Below are 17905 nucleotides of genomic sequence, written 5' to 3' on the forward strand. Positions count from 1 at the left end.
CGACTGAATCCTCAAAGCCCGCCGCCGGATCCGTTTCCGGCAGCGGGCTTTCGCGTATCCGTGAAGCGCTCGCGCTCACCTTCGATGACGTGCTGTTGGCACCGCGTCATTCGCTGACCCATCCGAAGGAGGTCAGCATTCGCTCGCACTTCACCCGGGGCATCGCCCTGAATGTCCCGCTGGTGTCCGCGGCGATGGATACGGTGACGGAAAGCGAGATGGCCATCATGATGGCTCGCTCCGGTGCCATCGGGGTGCTGCACAAGAACATGTCCATCGACCGACAGGCCGCTGAGGTCGATCGGGTGAAGCGATCCGAGAGCGGCATGATCCTCAACCCGATCACGCTCTCGCCGACGGCGTCGCTGCGCGAAGCCGTTGCGTTGATGATGCGTTTCAAGATCTCCGGCGTGCCGATCGTGGACGGGAACGGCCTGCTGGTAGGCATCCTCACCAATCGCGACCTGCAGTTTGAGCGTGACCTCGACCGTCCGTTGCGCGATGTGATGACGGCGGACGATCTCGTCACGGCGCCGATCGGGACCACGCTGGACGAAGCCGAGAAGATCCTTGGCAAGCATCGCATCGAGAAGCTGCCGGTGGTCGATGAACTCGGGGTGCTCAAGGGACTCATCACGGTCAAGGATATTCACAAGCGCCGCCAGTTCCCCGATGCCAACAAGGATCTGCATGGACGACTGCGCGTGGCCGCGGCCATCGGTGCCGGCGGTGACTATCTCGATCGCGCGCGCGCGCTGATGCAGGCGGGTGTCGATGTCCTTGTGATCGACACGGCGCACGGACACAGCGATGGCGTGCTGCAGGCGACGTCGCGCGTGCGCGAGGCGTTCCCCGAGGTGCAACTGGTGGCTGGCAATGTGGCCACGCGTGCGGGCGCGGCCGCACTGGTGGAGCGCGGTGTGGATGCCGTGAAGGTCGGCGTTGGCCCGGGTTCCATCTGCACCACGCGTGTGGTGACTGGCGTTGGCGTTCCCCAGCTGACGGCGGTGATGGACGCGGTCGAAGGCGCCGGCGATGTGCCGGTGATTGCCGACGGTGGCGTGAAGTACTCGGGCGATATTGTCAAAGCGCTCGCGGCGGGTGCGTCCAGCGTGATGATGGGCTCGATGCTGGCGGGAACCGAAGAGAGTCCCGGCGAGTCGTTCCTGCTGGAGGGTCGTCGCTTCAAGATGATCCGCGGGATGGGATCGTTGTCCGCCATGCAGGACGGCAGCGCCGACCGCTACTTCCAGGACGGGGAGATGTCGCCCAAAAAGCTGGTGCCCGAAGGCATCGAGGGGCGCGTGCCGTACAAGGGACCGGTCGGTGATGTACTCTTCCAGATGATCGGCGGATTGCGAAGTGGTATGGGGTATGTCGGGTGCAGCACCATCGAGCAACTGCGAACGGATGCGGAGTTCGTGCGTATTACTACCGCCGGACTGCGCGAGTCGCATCCGCATGACGTCACGATCACCCGCGAAGCGCCCAACTATTCGCTGTAGCTCCGCGTTCCCCGATGGAGAGCCACATGGCATCATCCGATCCGGACTCAACGTCGGGCGGGGGGGGGGGGGGGGGGGGGGGGGGGGGGGGGGGGGGGGGGGGGGGGGGGGGGGGGGGGGGGGGGGGGGGGGGGGGGGGGGGGGGGGGGGGGGGGGGGGGGGGGGGGGGGGGGGGGGGGGGGGGGGGGGGGGGGGGGGGGGGGGGGGGGGGGGGGGGGGGGGGGGGGGGGGGGGGGGGGGGGGGGGGGGGGGGGGGGGGGGGGGGGGGGGGGGGGGGGGGGGGGGGGGGGGGGGGGGGGGGGGGGGGGGGGGGGGGGGGGGGGGGGGGGGGGGGGGGGGGGGGGGGGGGGGGGGGGGGGGGGGGGGGGGGGGGGGGGGGGGGGGGGGGGGGGGGGGGGGGGGGGGGGGGGGGGGGGGGGGGGGGGGGGGGGGGGGGGGGGGGGGGGGGGGGGGGGGGGGGGGGCCCCCCCCCCCCCCCCCCCCGTTGCCGGCCCGTTTCGCACACCGCTGATCCTCGGCGTGCGCCCGCCTGCGGCTGGATGCTGATCGGCGCATGCGCACCGCGACTTATTTTCCCGCGATGCCTGCGTTGACCATGCACGAATTGCTGACCGTTTCCGACGAGCGGGTTCGCCAGATCAAGGCCTTGGCGGCGATGCTGCAGCCGGGCATGACCGTGGCGTTGTCAACGCATATCAATGCCGACGGTGATGGCTGCGGATCGGAAGTGGCCTTCGCACATCTGCTGGCGCAGCGGGGCATCAAGACACGCATCGTCAATCCGACGCCGTGGCCGTCGATGTTCGCCTTCCTGCTGGAGGGCGGCATCGAGAATGCCAGCGCCCGCGGCGTGGCGGCGCTTGACGACATCGATGCGCTGATCGTGCTGGATATTAATGACGTGCGTCGAGTGGGCGTGCTCGCCGACAAGGTGCGCGCGCTGACGGTTCCCGTTGGCGTCATTGATCACCACGTGGCGGGTGAGATGCCGATTGGCGACCTCGTGGTGGCCGACACCGCTGCCTGTGCCACCGGTGAGCTGGTGTTCAATTTCGCCACGACGCTGGACCTGGAGATCACGCCGCTGGTGGCCCGTGCGCTCTATTGCGCGATCCTCACCGACACGGGCAGCTTCCGGTTCAGCAACACGTCTCCGAGGGCGCACGCCGTCGCGTCGGTGTTGCTGGCGTCGGGCGTCGATCCGGAAGAGATGTATCGCCGCATCTATGCGCAGGTGAGCGTCGGCCGCATGGAGTTGCTGCGCGACGCACTGGCGTCGTTGGATGTCGACGCGGCCCTGGGCATGGCCTGGATTTCGGTCGAGGCGGGTGTGATGGAGCGCTACGACGTTACCAGTGAAGAGCTGGACGGTATTGTCGAGCACCCACGCAGCATTGTCGGCACGCGGCTGGCCTTGTTCTTTCGCGATCTGGGGTACGGCAAGGTGAAAGTGTCGTTCCGGAGCACGGGATCGGTTGACGTGCAGAAACTGGCCAGCCGCTACGGCGGCGGCGGTCACGCGAAAGCGTCGGGCGCGATGCTGACCGGCGCACTGGTGGATGTGCGCGACCGAGTGGTGGCGGATGCGCGGGCGTACTTGCAGACAGGGGCGCTGCCGTGAATTGAGACGGGAGACGGGCGCGGCGTCCTCAACGCCGCTTCGCGGCGTGCTTCGCCGGCCGCAGCGCTATGACCCATGAGGTTTCATCACCGATGACGGCGCCAAAGAACGTGCCGTTGGGGCCAACGGCAAGCGCGGTGAATGTCGTGGGGAGTCGGCGCGAAAACAGATAGCGTCCACTGGAAATCAGATAATAGTCCAGCAATCGATGCGGGCTACGGCGCGTCGCACCGGCCGGCACAAGAAGGGTATCACCCACCTGAAGTGCACCTCGGCTAATGGGCGACATGGTACTGGTTTGAATCTGCCTGCGCATTTCACCGCGCCAGGACTTGTCCAGTGCCTTGGTGTCGACACGGGCAGTGGGATCGGCGCCCGGTTCAATGAACGGGTGCGGCACCAGCAAGCCGCGCGTGTCGACGGTGAACCACCGGCGTCCGTAAAGCGGCACCAATGCGCACCGGTCATCCGCCGTCGGTCCGGCGTAATTCGCCGACATGAGGAAAGTGGGCGGCACGATATTCGGATCGGCCACGGGGAGTGAGTGTTTGAATTGAACGCGGCCGACACTGTCAATCAGACGCACGGCTTCGCGTACGCCGGTGGCCTTCACGAGCACATGGCCCCCTGACAGCACGCAAGCACTTTCCACGTTGGCCGCATCAGGAATCGGAAAGTTCCGCATCATGGCACCGTTGGCGCCAAACAGAGTCAGTCGGGACGTGGCATGATCGAGCACGCCAAATTGGCTACCGTTCCCAACCAACAGCGCCGGACGCTTGAACTCGCCAGGCCCTTCACCGCGAGCGGAGAGTGAGAAGCGCGTTCGGCCGCTGTCAACGTCCATTGCGATGACTTCCCGTGTTCCCAGGTCAAGGACGAACACCACGCCGTCCGCGACGCGGAGTTGTCGCGGCTCCACAAACAGCTCCGGCTCGACCGGCCCTCCGCGAACCCAGCTGCGGACCCAGAAGGAATCGGCGCGGAATCGCCGCCCCTCGCGCGGACTGGAGGTTGATTGCGCGTGCAGGGTCGTCACAGGGTCGATGAGCGTCAGCACCAACGTGGTCACGCCAGTCATGGAACGGCGATAACGATGCATCTACAGTTCCTCAATCCAGGTGAGTCCCTCGACGACGCGGCGGAGGCCGGCGTACTCGCGTGAAGACCGGGGGCTCTGGCTGGCCAGGCGAACCCGTCCTGTCTGGTCGAGAACCACCAGCGTGGGCGTGCTCGTGTGACCCAGTCGAGCGAGTTCGCGCAGCAACGCGCGCGGGGCGACACGGAGCGGGGTTGCTCGTGCCCACGAGGGCAGGAGAGGCCGGATAACCAGCGAGTCGCTGGCTGGTCCGACAAACCAGACCACAGATAGCTGGACGGCATCGCGAACCGTCGGCCGATGCAGCAAGTGCAACATGCGCAGGTTACTGGTGCAGTCGGCCGCTTGGATCACCACCGCCGCCTCGAGCGGCCGACTGAAGGGAATGACGCGAGTGGCCCCCGTGGAAAAGGGCAGCATGGCGCTCGTGATGGTGCGCGATGGCGCTGCCCGCACGGCGTCAACCGCGACGCCGGCGAGCAGCATCATCAGCACCACGCCGGCCCATCGAGCCAGTGGGCGCACGGTGTCCATCACTCGAGACAGAACAGGTCGTCGGACAACTCGTCGCCCGAGCCCCGCGTGCCGGTCAACCCGGTGCCCTGACTGCCCCCGCCGACGGTCGGGCAGGACGTGGACGAGGTCGACGAGTTCTTGTCTTTGTACAGCGTTTTGAATCCGTAGTCCCGGCACTCGAAACGCCCGCCGCTGAAGCCGCCGGAGCGACCGAGAATGTTGAGATTGATGTCGAACTTCCATTCACACTTCTGAATGGTTTCGCGACCGCATTCCGTGAGTGTGCCCACGCTGCAAGTGGTCGATGTGATGGCGCCGTCGGATGTGGGCAGCGCTTGAGCCAGCAGGCCCGTCACATCGAGGGCGGCGACGCCAGCCAGCAGGGCCACTGCGCCGGCCAGCAGGCGATTGAAATTGGTGGTCATGAATCCTCGCGATCTATCCGTGAAATGGCGCGCTGCGGGTTGCTGCGCGCCGGTCGCGGCGGCCATCACGTGGAGGCAGGCGTCGGCGACAGGGCCAGCATAGCACCGGAGCGTCAGCGGACCGTCACCGATTCCTTGCATCCGGTGGTCGGCTATTGCGGTGATCGAAGACGGGAGACGGGAGACGGAAGACGGGAGACATCCCGTTCGCCAAGTGGGCCGAGGAACGTCTCCCGTCTCCCTTCTCGCGTCTCCAGTCCCCGTCTACCTTTCTCCCATGCCAACGCTTCAACAGCACATCACAACCGCCCTCGGCGCCGTCCTCAACCCCCGCACCGGCGCCGATGTCCTGGCCGCCGAAATGGTGACGGACATCGCCACCACCACCGACGGCAAGGTCCGCCTCACGCTGCTGCTGGGCGCGGCCGACGACGCCACCATTGTGCGTGACGTTCGACAGGCCATCGAGGCCATTCCCGGCGTCATCGACGTGCGCGTCGATGTGCGCGACTCCCGCCAAGCCTATCGCGCGCCCACTCCGGCGCGTCCAGGAAATTCCAACGTGTCTGATTCTGCTCCCCCCGCGGCGTCCTCGATGGGCGGCGCCCGCAAGCCGCTGCCCGTCATGGACTCGGCGCCCGCGAAAGCCCCGCCCAAAGTGCCCGAACCAGTGCCCTATCCGAATCTCGGGCGCATCATTGCCGTGTCGTCCGGGAAAGGCGGTGTCGGCAAGAGCACGGTCGCGGTGAACCTCGCACTGGCTCTCGCCAAGCTGGGCAAGCGCGTGGGCATCATGGACGCCGACATCTACGGCCCGAATCTCCCGCTCATGCTGGGTGTCGATGCCGCGCCCGCGGTGCGCGACGAGAAGATCATTCCGCTGGAAGCACACGGCGTAAAGGTCATCTCCATCGGCTTCCTCATCGAGAAGGATCAGCCGGCCATCTGGCGTGGACCTATCGTCATGAAGATCATCACGCAGTTTCTGCGCGATGTCGCCTGGGGGCAGTTGGACTATTTCCTGGTGGATATGCCGCCGGGCACCGGTGATGCGCAGCTGTCGCTGGTGCAGGCCACGCACGTGCACGGCGCCGTCATCGTCACCACGCCGCAACAGGTCGCGGTGGGCGATGCGTTGCGCGGCGTGAAGATGTTCGAGCGCACCGCCGTGCCGGTGCTTGGCATTGTCGAGAACATGTCGTACTTCGAGAATCCCGAAACAGGCAAGCCGATTGCCGTATTTGGCACCGGCGGTGGAGCGCGTCTGGCCGCGGAGTGCGACCTGCCGTTGTTGGGGCAGATTCCCCTCGATCCCCGCATCCAGGAAGGTGGTGATTCCGGCCGTCCCATCGTGGTCGCCGAGCCAGCGTCCAAGGCCGCGCGCGAATTGGAACACATCGCGCAGCGGGTGATCGAGCGCATGGACGAGCGGTACCCCAGCTGAGCCATGAACCGAATGCCCCGGTAGGCGCGCTCGTTTCCGAGCCGCTGCCGCAAACGATTCGCCGCGTCGCGTTTCCTGCGATCGCGGCGAATCTGTTGATGACCACCTTCCACACCGTCGACACGTTCTGGATTGGCCGTTACCTCGGCGCTGACTCACTGGCGGCGGTGACCGGCAGTGTGTTCTGGATTTGGCTGGTCATCTCGATCGGCGAGATGGTGAGTATCGGAGTCGACGCGATCGCGGCGCGCCGACATGGCGAGCGACGGCCGCGTGAAGCGGCGCATGCCGTCGGCGACGGCGTGGTGTTCGGCTTCTCGTTGGGGCTTGTCATCGCCTTCGCGAGCCCGTTCCTGCTCACGTCGCTCTTCGCGCTCATGCAGACCGGCAGCGATGTGACCGTCATCGGCGAGCACTACCTCGGCATGTACCTGCTCGGCATGCCGCTCATCTTCGCGTTCTTCGCGGTGGATGCGGCCTTCCGCGCAGCCGGTGATACGCGCACGCCGCTGTACATTCTGCTCGTCACGACGGTGGCTGGACTGATACTGGACCCGTTGCTCATCCTGGGTGCGGGCCCAGTGCCAGCGATGGGCGTGCGCGGGGCTGCACTGGCCACGCTGGTGCCGCGCGGCATAGCATGCGTAATCGGTGTGTGGCTGCTGCGTCGTCGGGCCATGATCACGTTCGCGGCGCCGCGGTTGGCGGTGTGGTGGCAGATCGCGCGCATCGGTGCGCCGGCGGCGACCACGGGCGTGGTGTTCAGCTTCATCTACGTGCTGCTCACGCGCACCACCACGCAGTTTGGCACGCCCGCCCTGGCTGCACTCGGTCTTGGCTTTCGCGTCGAGGGGATCGTGTACGTCGTGTCGGTTGGCGCCGGTGCCGCGGTGGCGGCGATTGTTGGACAGAGCCTCGGCGCGGGAGATGTCGAGCGTGCGCGCAGGGCCGGCTGGAGCGCGGTGAAGCTGGTGAGTGTCCTGGGCGCGATGATGGCGCTCGTGACCGTGCTGATTCCCGGGCAACTGGCGGCGCTGTTCACCACCGACGCGGCGGTGATCGCCGAAGCCGCGCGGTACCTGCGCATCGCCGCGTTCTCGCAGCTGTTCCTGGGCGCCGAGGTGGTGCTGGAGAGCGCGATGGGTGGGGCAGGGTGGACGCTGCCGCCGATGATTGGGAGCACGGCAATCACCGCGCTGCGCATTCCAGTGGGCGCGTGGGCAGCGACGCAGTTCGGTACGACAGGATTATGGTGGACGCTTGCGTTGACGGCGGCGGCGCGCGGGGTGCTGATGGCGCTGTTGTGGGGGAGCGGGCGGTGGCGGCGAGTCGTCGTGTAGTACTTTCCTCTCATGTCTGCGCCGGCGATCACCCTCCTTACCGACTTCGGCACGGCCGACGGCTACGTCGCCGAACTGAAGGGCGTGCTGGCGTCGTGCGCGCCCGGCGTGCCGCTGCTCGACATGTCGCACGACGTGCCGGCACACGATGTCGAACACGCGCGGCTTACCGTCGCGCGCTACTGGCGTCGCTTCCCCGTGGGCACGGTGCACCTCGTGGTGGTCGACCCTGGTGTCGGCACGTCGCGCGCGGCCATTGCCGTGCAGAGCGATGGCCGGTTCCTCGTGGGTCCTGACAATGGTGTGCTGTCGCCGGCGCTCTTTGCGCTCGACGCGCGGGTGATCACGCTGCCGGTCGATCCGGGCGCATCACCCACATTCCACGGCCGCGATGTGTTCGCACCCGCCGCCGCTCGGCTCGCGATGGGTGCTGAACTTCATTCGCTTGGCGAACCGCACCATCAACCTGTGCGTCGGCGCACGCCGCAGCCGCGTCGCCAAGACAACGGCTCGCTGGAAGGCGAGGTGCTCACCATCGACCGCTTCGGCAACGTCATCACCAACCTCGTGGCGCGAAACGCCACGCGTGTGGCGATTGCCGGCCAGCAGGTGCGCGTTGTGCGCACCTATGGGGAGGCGGAGCCCGGCGAGTTGGTGGCGCTGGTGGGGTCGAGCGGTTTCATCGAGATCGCGGTGCGCGAAGGGAACGCGGCCGCTGAATGGCACATCCGGCGGGGTCAGCTGGCCGTGCTCCACTCGGCCTAGTCGGCAGGATTTCGACATCTGATGCAATAAAATGATGCGTTGACATCAACCTATCTGTGCAGTAGCATACGTCATGCGCACTACAATCGATCTCGACGACGTCCTGCTCACTCGACTCCGCGATGAGGCCCATCGCGAGGGGGTCTCGTTCCGCGCGCTGCTACACCGCGTGATCCTGCGCGGCCTGGAGCCGGCGGCGCCCGTCAAACAGTTCGAGTACAAGGCACCCAGTTTCAGTATGGGTCAGGTTCGAGAGGGCATCAATCTCGTGAAGGCCCTGCAACTGGCCGGGGATTTGGAAGACGAAGAGATCATTCGGAAAATGACGCAGGGTCGCTGAACGGATGATCGTTCCCGATGTGAATCTCCTGCTGTACGCAACGAACCGTGACGTGCCGCAACACGAGCGCGCACTGCGGTGGCTTACGGATCTCATGCGCGGCGATGAGCCAGTCGGATTCTCGTGGTTCGTTTTGGTCGGATTCGTGCGCATCGCCACCAATGCGCGTGTCTATCGCGCACCCATCACGCTCGCGCAGGCCCTGAGCACGGTGGACGGCTGGCTCGGGAATCGTTTGGTGACCATCATCGAACCGTCATCAGCGCACTGGGAGATCTTGCGCGATCTGCTGCGCGAGTCGGGAACGGCGGGCAACCTCACAAACGACGCGCACCTCGCCGCATTGTGCATTGAACGCGGCGCCACGCTGCACTCCGCCGACGGCGACTTCTCGCGCTTTCGCGGTCTGCGCTGGGCGAATCCACTGCGCGCGTTTTAGCGGGTGAACGCGCACAGGTGCGCGTTCGATGTCCGACGTCGAACAGCACCATGAACCGGCGAATCCCGGACATGCGGTCGTAGGAACTACAGTTCGCCGCTCGTGGGGTTGGATGACGCACTGCTGGCGACCGGCCGTCGCGCAGCCACGACGCCTTGCACTGGCGTTGGCGTCTGCCACGAGGGCGTCGCGATCTCGGTCATCGTGGTTTCCATTCGGATCTTCGCAATACCGCCGCGCGACGTCACCACGGCGCCCAACCCAACCGTCGCCACGGCCCACGTGAAGCTCAGCGCAATGAGTCGGGACAAGACACCAGCTACCGGCACCGACGCCAGCAGTGAGGCGCCCAGCCACACGAGACTCAGAGCGAAGAGCCCGACGACCAATCCGCGAAGCGCCGCCGCCCGGACACCCGTCCCACTGCCTCGACCCACCAAGGCGCGCCCAATGACCAGGGCCACCGCCAAGAGGCCCAGCGTGAATGCGCCAGCGTACGCGAGCGCCCACGCCAGCACCACGATGGGAATGGCAAGGATGCCAATGATGGTGAGAACGCAACCAATGACCAGCACGGCCAGGAGCGGCACGGCCAGGGCCTGCCACAGCAGCCCCACCCAGAAACTCGCACTGATGTCACGTACCGCGGCCTTGGCCACGGCCATCAGCGAATCTTCAGCGGTGGTGAGCACAATCAGGCCGACAACCAACCCGATTCCGAAGATCCCGGCGACCGCGAACGGTCCTGAATTGGCCAGAGAGAGCATGGCCGTCGCCCCTTAGCGCGCGCGGCGGGAGGCCGTGGCCAACGCGCGAAGCCCTACGACACCCAGCCCGGCGACTGCGACGAACCCACCCATGAACAGTGCCATCATCTCCGGGGTGCTGGTCTGGATGGCCTCCACGCCTGGCTGGCCAAGCAGTGTGCTGGCCAAGTCGCTGGTGGCGGCACCCACGCGGTCGCCAATGCGTTCGAGCCCAAGCTGCGTCATGAAAATCGCGATGTCCGCCCGGGCTAGCGCCCAAGTACCGGCGGCTGTCAGCAACCCCGCCGAGATCGCGACGGACACGCCTGCCGCAATGCGGGCTGGGCGGGTGGCCGGGACGAATTGCTGGGCGGTATTGAGGGCGGCGGCATGCCAAGGCTCGAACACCTGCACCTGACTCATGACGCGATCGGCGAATGCCGGGGACGGAGCGAAGTCGGGCAGTGTATCCAGCGCCAACATCAACTCCCTCGCCTTGTCCAACTCGGCGTCGCAGGACGCGCACTGTCGGACGTGGGCCCGTAGGGGCGCAACGCCGAAGCCCTCCTCCCCATCCAGGAGGAGCTCGATCTCGTCAGGTCGCAGGTGTCGTTCTTGCATGATGATGCCTCCACGGGGCCTACGCGGCCCTCCAGAGGGGAGTTTCAGGGTGATTTGAGAAAGAACTCGGGAACGCCAATCGGGGTGATTCTGGTCACTCGCGGAGCGGCTCAAGCGCCTGCCGGAGCTCGTGTCGCGCGCGGTGGATATAGGTCTTCACGGTGCCCAGCGGCAGATCCAGCGTGGCCGCGATTTCCTCATACGCGCGCCCCTCTACATGACGCAGCATGATACAGGCGCGATACTCCGGCCGCAGCTTGGCGATGGCCTTTTCGATGGCCGATCCGAGCTCCTTCGCCTCCATTTCGTCCAGCGCGCTTTCCTGCTCGGACTCGAGGTTCAGCGTGGTCGCCTCCACCTCGGCCGCCGAGGAGGCATGCGGGGAACCATCCATGCTGATCGTCTCGATCCGCCGTCGGCGCAGATGATCGATGGCGACGTTGTTCGCGATCTTGAACAGCCAGCTCGAGAACTTGAACTCGGGGCTGTAGCGATCGATGTGATTCAGGACCTTGATGAACGAGTCCTGCGACAGATCTTCCGCCAGTTCACGGTCACGGACCATGCGGTAGACGAGCGAAAACACCGGTCGTTCGTAGCGGCGCACGAGTTCGCGAAAGGCGAGTTCGCGCCCCTGCTGGGCGAGACGAACGACGTCGGCGTCTGGTAGTGCGGCCAGCTCGTCGGAGGTCATCATGCGGTGTGACAAGCTAGTCCCGTGGACGGCTCGGGACCATACCGGGGGCTTTTCGCGTTAGCCCCCACGGCCCCTCACGACGGGGCCGCTTGCTGGTCTTCATCCGGTCCGAGATGTTTCGTGATGCCTGTAGCCACCGACAACCGCTCCACCAACGCCCCCCCAGATTCGCCGTCCGCCACGCTGGCGCCGGCATCCATCGGTGCGGCTGCCCGTGCGGCGCGCGGAGACGGCAAGCGCGCATACGTGCAGCAGATGTTCTCGGACATCGCCCCGCGGTACGATCTGCTCAACCATGTCCTCTCGCTCAACATCGATCGCGCCTGGCGCGTGAAGGCGTTGCAGGCGCTGGCGTGGCACGCGCAGCCTCAGGGCACGTATCTCGATTTGTGCGCCGGCACGCTGGATGTGGGGGCGATGCTCACCCGGCAGCCGGGCTTCGGTGGATTCGTGGTTGGCGCCGATTTTGCCGTCCCCATGCTGCAACACGGCAATGGCAAAGCCGCGCGACACGTGTTGGCTCCGGTGGGCGCCGATGCGTTGGCGCTGCCCTTGGCCGACGCGAGTGTGGACGGCGCGATTGTGGCGTTTGGCATTCGCAATGTCGCCGACCTCGACGCCGGGCTCCAAGAGGTGCGACGCGTCGTACGTCCGGGGGGTCGCTTCGTGATACTCGAATTCTCCACCCCCTCCAGCGCGATCGTGCGAGTAGGCTATCACGCGTATTTCCACAACGTCCTCCCGTTCATCGGCCGCATGGTCAGCGGGCATCGCTCGGCGTACACCTACCTGCCCATGTCGGTGGCGCAATTTCCCACGGGCGACGCGCTCGCCGAGCGCATGCGCGGGGCGGGGTTCACGACAGTCACCTGGCAACCGCTCACGTTCGGCATCGCGGCGATTCACGTGGGGGGAGCTTGAAATGGTGAGTTGTCGTGTGGCGCTTGTGCTGTGGATAGACGGGAGACGAGAGACGGGAGACGGAAGACATCCGGCGGGCTGGCCGTCTCCCGTCGTCCGTCTTCAGTCTCCAGTCTTCAATCGACGTCTTTCCCGATTCGGGTCGCGGCCCACCTGATGCCCCTCAATACGCTCTCGGAATTCATCGACGCCATCGATCGCGCTGGCGAGCTGCATCGCATCGCCGCGCCGGTCAAGGTGCATCTCGAAATCACGGAAATCGCCGATCGCGTCTCCAAGCAATCCGGAGGCGGTCAGGCGCTGTTGTTCGAACATCCCGTGTTGCGAGATGGCACGAAGTCGCCGTATCCGGTGGCCATCAACCTGTTCGGCAGTATGCGGCGCATGGCGCTGGCGCTGGGCGTTGACGATCTCGATGCCATTGGCGCGCGCATCACGCAGTTGATGGATCTCAAAGTGCCCGATGGGTTCCTCGGGAAGCTGTCGCTGCTGCCGAGGTTGCTGGAGATTTCCAAGTTTCCGCCGCGCGTGAAGAGTGGCACGCCGGCATGTCAGGACATCGTGTGGCGCGGCAGCGACATCGATCTCGACAAGATTCCGGTGCTGCACTGTTGGCCTGAAGATGGCGGTCCGTTTCTCACCATGACGGCCGTCATCAGCAAGGATCCGGTGCGTGGTATTCGCAACGTGGGCATGTACCGGGTGCAGCAGTTGGACAAGACGAGCGTGGCGATGCACTGGCAGCGTCACAAGACGGGTGCCGAGCATATGCGGCAGATGGCCGAGCGTGGCGAGAAAATGCCGGTGTGCATCGTGATTGGCAGCGATCCGGCCAGCATGTATTCGGCCAGCGCGCCGCTGCCGCCGAATATCGACGAGTTCCTGTTTGCCGGGTTCCTGCGACGCGAACCCGTGCGATTGGCCAGGGCGGTGAGTTGTGATCTGGACGTGCCGGCTGATGCCGAATTCGTCATCGAAGGGTTTATCGATCCGTCAGAGGACCTGGTGGTGGAGGGGCCGTTCGGCGATCACACGGGCTTCTATTCCGAAGCCGATCTGTACCCAAAAGTGCACGTCACCGCAGTGACGATGCGCAAGAACCCCGTGTACGTCACCACGATTGTGGGACGGCCGCCGATGGAGGACTTCTATCTGGGGCATGCGACGGAGCGCATCTTTCTTCCGCTGCTCAAGCTCACCACGCCGGAAGTGGTGGATTACCATATGCCGGCCGAGGGCGGGTTCCACAATCTTGTATTCGTGTCCATCGACAAGAAGTATCCCGGTCACGCCGACAAGGTGATGCACGCGTTATGGGGACAGGGGCTGATGTCGCTGGCGAAAGTCCTGGTGGTGGTCGACAAAGAGGTCAACGTGCGCAATCCGGTGGAGGCGTGGTGGGCGGCGCTCAACAACATGGATCCCGAGCGTGACGTGCGATTCACCATGGGTCCGGTGGACGTGCTCGATCATGCCAGCCGGGCGTTCACGTATGGCAGCAAGATGGGAATCGATGCGACGCGCAAATGGCCCGAGGAAGGATTCACGCGGGCCTGGCCCAAGGTGATCCGCATGGATGACGCAACAAAGACACGTGTCGACGCCATGTGGAGTGCGCTGGGTCTTCCCGCGACGGACCACCGATGACGAATGCCGCGCCGCAGGTGAACGCGCCGATCACGCCACCCAAGGGCGCGCGGGACGGGCAACTCATAGATGGCTCGTCGCTGGCGATACGGTTGGCGAACTTCGTCAAGTTGCCCCACACCGTGTTCGCGATGCCATTTGCCCTCGTGGGACTGCTGTTTGCCAGCACGGTCGTTCCGATAACCGGCCGGGTAATTGGCTGGGTGTTGGTGGCCTTCACCGCCGCGCGGTTTGCGGCAATGGGATTCAATCGCATTGTCGATCGCGACGTGGACGCGGTGAATCCGCGCACCGCCAATCGGGAATTGCCGCGTGGCGCGCTGACGGTGGGGCAGGCGAAAACATCGGTGGTGGTGGCCTCACTGCTGTTCGTCTACGCCTCGTATCAGTTGAACACCCTGTGCGCGTGGCTGTCACCGGTAGCCCTGTTGTGGGTGCTGACGTACAGCTACACCAAGCGCTTTACCCGATGGTCTCACCTGTGGCTGGGGCTTGGCCTCAGTATTGCGCCGGTGGGTGGCTATCTGGCCGTCACCGGGACGTGGAGCGATCCGTGGTGGCAACTGTGCGCCTTCGCCATGGTGGTGGTCACGTGGAGTGCCGGTTTCGATATGCTGTATTCACTGCAGGACGCGGAGTTCGATCGTGTGAATGGACTGCATTCCATTCCCTCGGCGATTGGTGTGCCGGCGGCCATTCGTCTTGCCCGCGTGCTCCATGTGGTGTCGGTGCTGAGCCTGACCGCGGTGATCTACTCCCAACCTCTGGGCCTGGCGTCACCCGCCGCACAGTCCATGCTCTGGGCAGGCGTCCTCTGGATGGCCGGCATGCTGGTCTGGGAACACCGTCTGGTAAAGGCGGACGATCTCAGCCGGATTGACGCGGCGTTCTTCACCATGAATGGCGTCATCTCCATTGGATTTTTCGCAGTCGTGCTGGTGGCGCGCTTGACCGGTGTGACCTGGTGATCGGCTCGGCATGCATTTCGCCGTCGGGAGCGCGCCGATGACGTCACCGCGTCATCCCATCGTGCTGGCGATCACCGGCGCATCGGGCGCGCCCTACGCGGTTCGCCTGCTGCAGCAACTGGTGGAGCACCGTGTCCCGACCTGGCTCATTGTATCAAGCCACGGGTTTCGTCTGTTGCGAACCGAATCGGATATCGCGGATCGCGCGGCCCTGCGCGAGCACGTTGGCGCGGAGGGATTTGACGCCTGCGTGACGGTGTTCGACGACAATGATCGCGGCGCGGCGCCCGCCTCGGGGTCGGCGCGCACAAGCGGGATGGTGATCTGTCCGTGCTCGATGGGGACGGTCAGTGCCATCGCCCACGGGACGTCGCGGTCCCTCGTGGAGCGCGCCGCCGATGTGGTACTCAAGGAACGGCGTCGTCTCATTGTGGTGCCGCGCGAAACGCCGCTGTCCCTGATCCATCTGGAGAACCTGACGCAGATCACGCGGGCCGGTGCCATCGTCATTCCGGCCGCGCCAGGATTTTATCATCGGCCCCAAGTGGTTGCGGATCTGGTGGACTTCATGGTGGCGAGAGTTCTCGACCATTTGGATATTGAGCATTCCCTGGGCCGGCGTTGGTCCGGCGACCACTGACTCTTTTCACTTCGTATGCGAGCCACTCTTCAAAACGATTCTGCGCTGTGACCGACACCGAATTGATTGAGCAGGCAGTAGCCGGTGAACGCGCAAGGAAGCGTCGATCGAGCCTGATCGGGTTTGTTTTTGCCGTCGTGCTGCTTTCACCCGTGGGGTATGCGCTGGCCACCATGATGGGACTTGAGGGTACGCAGCGTTTGTGGATGTCTCCCGACCATCGTGGCGGGTTTGCTCGTGGCGGGGCTGAGCGCGACGAAGCTCGTGCAATGGTTGTCCGGTCAGTTGGTCATGTCGATCGTCAGTCCGGGAGGACGGGCGCGTGGACCGAACGGGCATTCGCGAGCCGAGGCGCTGGTCGCTGCGGGACGGCTCGACGACGCAACCGCCGAGTTTGAAGCGACGCGCGAGAAATTGGGTGACACGGTGGCCTCGCTGCGCGCCGAAGCGGAACTGCATGCCATGTCTTCCGGAGATCCAAAGCGGGCAGAAGCCCTGTTCCAGCGCATTCGTCGCGCGCCCGACGCCCAGCCCGGGGATGAACTCTATGCCTCCCATCGGCTGATCGACCTGTATCTGGGATCGCTCAACGATCCCGGCCGCGTGATGGTGGAGTTGCGTCGCATGGCCGATCGCTTTCCGGAGACACTGGACGGACAGAGCGCGTTGGCGGAGCTCAAGCGCCGTCGAGTGGAAGGGCAGGGTTAGCTTTCGTCGTGCTCACTATTGGATTGATCTCCGACACCCACGGCCTCGTGCGCCCCGAAGTCTTCGACGCGCTCGCGGGCGTCGATCTCATCCTCCATGCCGGCGATGTCGGCCCGCCCGAGGTACTCATCGAGCTCGCCACCATCGCGCCGGTGCGCGCGGTCTGGGGCAATACCGATGCGCCGGGCCGTCCAGACTTGGTCGAGCGTATCGACGAGATGTTCGAACAGGTGCGCGTGGTCGTCACGCATGGTCATGAACTGGCCAGTCCCAATCCGCCGCGTCTGGTGGGCGCCTATATGCACGCGGACGTGATTGTCTATGGTCACACGCACCAGCAGTTGATTGTGCGCGCGGCCCGACGCACCGTCATCAATCCCGGTGCGGCCGGAGCTCGCCGATTCAAGCTGCAGCCGAGCGTGGCGAAGTTGTATATCAATGCGCGGCAGGTGGATGCGGAATTGATCCAGCTGCTTCCGGACGACGTGATCATTCCGGACGCGTAACGACCTCGGGTTACCCGCGTTCGAATCTGGCGGCACCTTCCTCGTGAGCGGCCAGCAGACTTCGCACTTCGCGCAGGAGCGCTGGTCGTTCGCGCAGCGCGTCGTCGAGGTAGTTGGACCGGTCTGGTGCCGGGCGCTCAAGCGCAGCGTGAAACCACTGCTTCACCGAGTCCCACTCGCCGTCACGCGCCGTCACGGCCCGATCTCCCGTTGCAGCCAGGCCTTGGCGAGCACCCAGTCACGTTTGACCGTCGCGGGAGAGATGTCGAGTGCGGCGGCCGTCTCGTCGATGTCGAGCCCGGCGTAATAGCGGAGCTCCACGATGCGGGCCTGACGCGGATCCATGGCGGCCAATCGTTCAAGCGCCGTATCCACCGCAATGAGATCGAGGTCGCGGTCGGCTGCAGCCGGCAAATCGTCGCTGAGTTGGACCCGAACGCCACCATCGCGTTTGGTGGACCGCCGTCGACGTGCATGATCCACCAGTGCGCGACGCATGGCGGATGCGGCGATGGCGATCAGGTGACGCGAGTTGTTGTACGAGACCGATTCCTGCTCGAGGAGGCGCAGGACGGCCTCGTGGACCAACGCCGTCGGCTGCAGCGTGTGCTCTTCACGCTCGTTCCGCATCAGGTGCCCGGCCAGCGCGCGCAACTGCGGATAGACGTCTTCCAGCAGCTGTTCCAGCGACAGCGCGGACCTCGCGCGCGTCTCGCCGTCGGCCGCAGACGCCTTCACGGCCACCGGTTCACGTGCGTCAGGGCCAGGTGTGCGGTCCGGCATGGGACTCCACTGCAACAGACGGCGGACAGATGGTCGCGAGGTGGGGTCGGCAGGTGCCGCCCGTCCCGGCTGTCCCGTTGTACATCGGAATATGCACGGGAAAGCCGATGTCGTCACGCGCAACGCATGTGGGGGCAGGTTCAGGGCGGGAGTCGTCATGCTCACCACGCGCAA

Annotated in this window: 21 protein-coding genes; 13 read left to right on the plus strand and 8 right to left on the minus strand. The window is 65.5% G+C overall.

All coding sequences use genetic code 11. From position 1 onward, the window contains the following. The first annotated feature begins 56 nt into the window (after positions 1 to 56). Positions 57 to 1505: an IMP dehydrogenase gene (gene guaB, locus IPP90_19150; GenBank protein MBL0172782.1), complete on the plus strand. Its 1449-nt coding sequence runs from the start codon at positions 57 to 59 to the stop codon at positions 1503 to 1505. A gap of 580 nt (positions 1506 to 2085) precedes the next feature. Next, positions 2086 to 3126 (plus strand): bifunctional oligoribonuclease/PAP phosphatase NrnA, encoded by a 1041-nt coding sequence (locus IPP90_19155; GenBank protein MBL0172783.1) that lies wholly within the window; start codon positions 2086 to 2088, stop codon positions 3124 to 3126. A 28-nt stretch (positions 3127 to 3154) separates the two neighbouring features. On the opposite strand, the gene IPP90_19160 is transcribed toward IPP90_19155, so the two are convergent. Genes IPP90_19160 through IPP90_19170 form a run of 3 tightly spaced genes read right to left on the minus strand, consistent with a single transcriptional unit; the run spans position 3155 to position 5166 of the window. Then, on the minus strand, positions 3155 to 4228 hold the full coding sequence (locus IPP90_19160) for a hypothetical protein (GenBank protein MBL0172784.1): 1074 nt from the start codon (positions 4226 to 4228) through the stop codon (positions 3155 to 3157). Further along, the gene (locus IPP90_19165; GenBank protein ID MBL0172785.1) at positions 4229 to 4759 is read right to left on the minus strand and encodes a hypothetical protein; all 531 of its coding nucleotides are present in this window, start codon (positions 4757 to 4759) and stop codon (positions 4229 to 4231) included. After that, positions 4759 to 5166, minus strand: a complete 408-nt coding sequence (locus IPP90_19170) for a hypothetical protein (GenBank protein MBL0172786.1) — start codon at positions 5164 to 5166, stop codon at positions 4759 to 4761. The genes IPP90_19165 and IPP90_19170 overlap by 1 nt, the downstream gene beginning before the upstream one ends. Positions 5167 to 5443: 277 nt before the next feature. Between IPP90_19170 and IPP90_19175 the strand changes: the two genes are divergently transcribed. The 5 genes from IPP90_19175 (at position 5444) to IPP90_19195 (ending at position 9494) form a co-directional block, all read left to right on the plus strand. Next, complete coding sequence (locus IPP90_19175) at positions 5444 to 6610, plus strand: P-loop NTPase (protein ID MBL0172787.1); 1167 nt, start codon at positions 5444 to 5446, stop codon at positions 6608 to 6610. 98 nt (positions 6611 to 6708) lie between these two features. After that, entirely contained in the window at positions 6709 to 7950 is a 1242-nt protein-coding gene (locus IPP90_19180; protein MBL0172788.1) for an MATE family efflux transporter, read from the plus strand. A 12-nt stretch (positions 7951 to 7962) separates the two neighbouring features. Next, the gene (locus IPP90_19185; protein MBL0172789.1) at positions 7963 to 8715 is read left to right on the plus strand and encodes an SAM-dependent chlorinase/fluorinase; all 753 of its coding nucleotides are present in this window, start codon (positions 7963 to 7965) and stop codon (positions 8713 to 8715) included. A gap of 73 nt (positions 8716 to 8788) precedes the next feature. Further along, the gene (locus tag IPP90_19190) at positions 8789 to 9055 is read left to right on the plus strand and encodes an antitoxin (protein ID MBL0172790.1); all 267 of its coding nucleotides are present in this window, start codon (positions 8789 to 8791) and stop codon (positions 9053 to 9055) included. Between the two features lie 4 nt (positions 9056 to 9059). Next, positions 9060 to 9494 carry a type II toxin-antitoxin system VapC family toxin gene (locus IPP90_19195; protein MBL0172791.1) on the plus strand — a complete coding sequence of 145 codons (435 nt, stop codon included), beginning with the start codon at positions 9060 to 9062 and terminating at the stop codon, positions 9492 to 9494. A gap of 86 nt (positions 9495 to 9580) precedes the next feature. On the opposite strand, the gene IPP90_19200 is transcribed toward IPP90_19195, so the two are convergent. The 3 genes from IPP90_19200 to IPP90_19210 all read right to left on the minus strand — a co-directional run bounded on the left by IPP90_19200 (position 9581) and on the right by IPP90_19210 (position 11558). Further along, a complete protein-coding gene (locus IPP90_19200) occupies positions 9581 to 10261 on the minus strand; it encodes a hypothetical protein (protein ID MBL0172792.1) in 681 nt (226 codons plus the stop codon). Positions 10262 to 10273: 12 nt separating this feature from the next. Beyond that, positions 10274 to 10861, minus strand: coding sequence for a hypothetical protein (locus tag IPP90_19205; protein MBL0172793.1), 588 nt, complete (start codon positions 10859 to 10861; stop codon positions 10274 to 10276). 94 nt (positions 10862 to 10955) lie between these two features. Next, positions 10956 to 11558 (minus strand): sigma-70 family RNA polymerase sigma factor, encoded by a 603-nt coding sequence (locus tag IPP90_19210; GenBank protein MBL0172794.1) that lies wholly within the window; start codon positions 11556 to 11558, stop codon positions 10956 to 10958. Between the two features lie 123 nt (positions 11559 to 11681). On the opposite strand from IPP90_19210, the gene IPP90_19215 reads away from it, so the two are divergent. The 6 genes from IPP90_19215 to IPP90_19240 all read left to right on the plus strand — a co-directional run bounded on the left by IPP90_19215 (position 11682) and on the right by IPP90_19240 (position 16948). After that, positions 11682 to 12479 (plus strand): ubiquinone/menaquinone biosynthesis methyltransferase, encoded by a 798-nt coding sequence (locus IPP90_19215; GenBank protein MBL0172795.1) that lies wholly within the window; start codon positions 11682 to 11684, stop codon positions 12477 to 12479. 156 nt (positions 12480 to 12635) lie between these two features. Further along, the gene (locus IPP90_19220) at positions 12636 to 14126 is read left to right on the plus strand and encodes a menaquinone biosynthesis decarboxylase (GenBank protein MBL0172796.1); all 1491 of its coding nucleotides are present in this window, start codon (positions 12636 to 12638) and stop codon (positions 14124 to 14126) included. Then, on the plus strand, positions 14123 to 15094 hold the full coding sequence (locus IPP90_19225; protein ID MBL0172797.1) for a UbiA family prenyltransferase: 972 nt from the start codon (positions 14123 to 14125) through the stop codon (positions 15092 to 15094). Before IPP90_19220 ends, IPP90_19225 begins: the two co-directional genes overlap by 4 nt. A 37-nt stretch (positions 15095 to 15131) precedes the next feature. Then, entirely contained in the window at positions 15132 to 15734 is a 603-nt protein-coding gene (locus tag IPP90_19230) for a UbiX family flavin prenyltransferase (protein MBL0172798.1), read from the plus strand. 222 nt (positions 15735 to 15956) lie between these two features. After that, positions 15957 to 16442 (plus strand): hypothetical protein, encoded by a 486-nt coding sequence (locus IPP90_19235; GenBank protein ID MBL0172799.1) that lies wholly within the window; start codon positions 15957 to 15959, stop codon positions 16440 to 16442. Positions 16443 to 16450: 8 nt separating this feature from the next. After that, positions 16451 to 16948 (plus strand): metallophosphoesterase family protein, encoded by a 498-nt coding sequence (locus IPP90_19240; protein ID MBL0172800.1) that lies wholly within the window; start codon positions 16451 to 16453, stop codon positions 16946 to 16948. A 10-nt stretch (positions 16949 to 16958) separates the two neighbouring features. On the opposite strand, the gene IPP90_19245 is transcribed toward IPP90_19240, so the two are convergent. Together IPP90_19245 and IPP90_19250 are read right to left on the minus strand one after the other, a co-directional pair. Continuing rightward, the gene (locus IPP90_19245) at positions 16959 to 17144 is read right to left on the minus strand and encodes a hypothetical protein (protein MBL0172801.1); all 186 of its coding nucleotides are present in this window, start codon (positions 17142 to 17144) and stop codon (positions 16959 to 16961) included. Further along, positions 17141 to 17731, minus strand: coding sequence for a sigma-70 family RNA polymerase sigma factor (locus IPP90_19250; GenBank protein ID MBL0172802.1), 591 nt, complete (start codon positions 17729 to 17731; stop codon positions 17141 to 17143). Before IPP90_19250 ends, IPP90_19245 begins: the two co-directional genes overlap by 4 nt. Between the last annotated feature and the right edge of the window lie 174 nt (positions 17732 to 17905).

It is taken from the genome of Gemmatimonadaceae bacterium, from assembly GCA_016720905.1.
In the GTDB taxonomy this organism is placed as follows: domain Bacteria; phylum Gemmatimonadota; class Gemmatimonadetes; order Gemmatimonadales; family Gemmatimonadaceae; genus Gemmatimonas.

Bases quoted from the DNA above. Each gene is read 5' to 3' on its own strand.
- IPP90_19180 (MBL0172788.1), top strand. From the start codon at position 6,709: ATGACCACCTTCCACACCGTCGACACGTTCTGGATTGGCCGTTACCTC.
- IPP90_19190 (MBL0172790.1), top strand. From the start codon at position 8,789: ATGCGCACTACAATCGATCTCGACGACGTCCTGCTCACTCGACTCCGC.
- IPP90_19160 (MBL0172784.1), bottom strand. From the start codon at position 4,228: ATGCATCGTTATCGCCGTTCCATGACTGGCGTGACCACGTTGGTGCTG.
- IPP90_19220 (MBL0172796.1), top strand. From the start codon at position 12,636: ATGCCCCTCAATACGCTCTCGGAATTCATCGACGCCATCGATCGCGCT.
- IPP90_19175 (MBL0172787.1), top strand. From the start codon at position 5,444: ATGCCAACGCTTCAACAGCACATCACAACCGCCCTCGGCGCCGTCCTC.
- IPP90_19170 (MBL0172786.1), bottom strand. From the start codon at position 5,166: ATGACCACCAATTTCAATCGCCTGCTGGCCGGCGCAGTGGCCCTGCTG.
- IPP90_19195 (MBL0172791.1), top strand. From the start codon at position 9,060: ATGATCGTTCCCGATGTGAATCTCCTGCTGTACGCAACGAACCGTGAC.
- IPP90_19250 (MBL0172802.1), bottom strand. From the start codon at position 17,731: ATGCCGGACCGCACACCTGGCCCTGACGCACGTGAACCGGTGGCCGTG.
- IPP90_19230 (MBL0172798.1), top strand. From the start codon at position 15,132: ATGACGTCACCGCGTCATCCCATCGTGCTGGCGATCACCGGCGCATCG.
- IPP90_19185 (MBL0172789.1), top strand. From the start codon at position 7,963: ATGTCTGCGCCGGCGATCACCCTCCTTACCGACTTCGGCACGGCCGAC.
- IPP90_19215 (MBL0172795.1), top strand. From the start codon at position 11,682: ATGCCTGTAGCCACCGACAACCGCTCCACCAACGCCCCCCCAGATTCG.
- IPP90_19165 (MBL0172785.1), bottom strand. From the start codon at position 4,759: ATGGACACCGTGCGCCCACTGGCTCGATGGGCCGGCGTGGTGCTGATG.
- IPP90_19205 (MBL0172793.1), bottom strand. From the start codon at position 10,861: ATGCAAGAACGACACCTGCGACCTGACGAGATCGAGCTCCTCCTGGAT.
- IPP90_19225 (MBL0172797.1), top strand. From the start codon at position 14,123: ATGACGAATGCCGCGCCGCAGGTGAACGCGCCGATCACGCCACCCAAG.
- IPP90_19210 (MBL0172794.1), bottom strand. From the start codon at position 11,558: ATGATGACCTCCGACGAGCTGGCCGCACTACCAGACGCCGACGTCGTT.
- IPP90_19200 (MBL0172792.1), bottom strand. From the start codon at position 10,261: ATGCTCTCTCTGGCCAATTCAGGACCGTTCGCGGTCGCCGGGATCTTC.
- IPP90_19155 (MBL0172783.1), top strand. From the start codon at position 2,086: ATGCCTGCGTTGACCATGCACGAATTGCTGACCGTTTCCGACGAGCGG.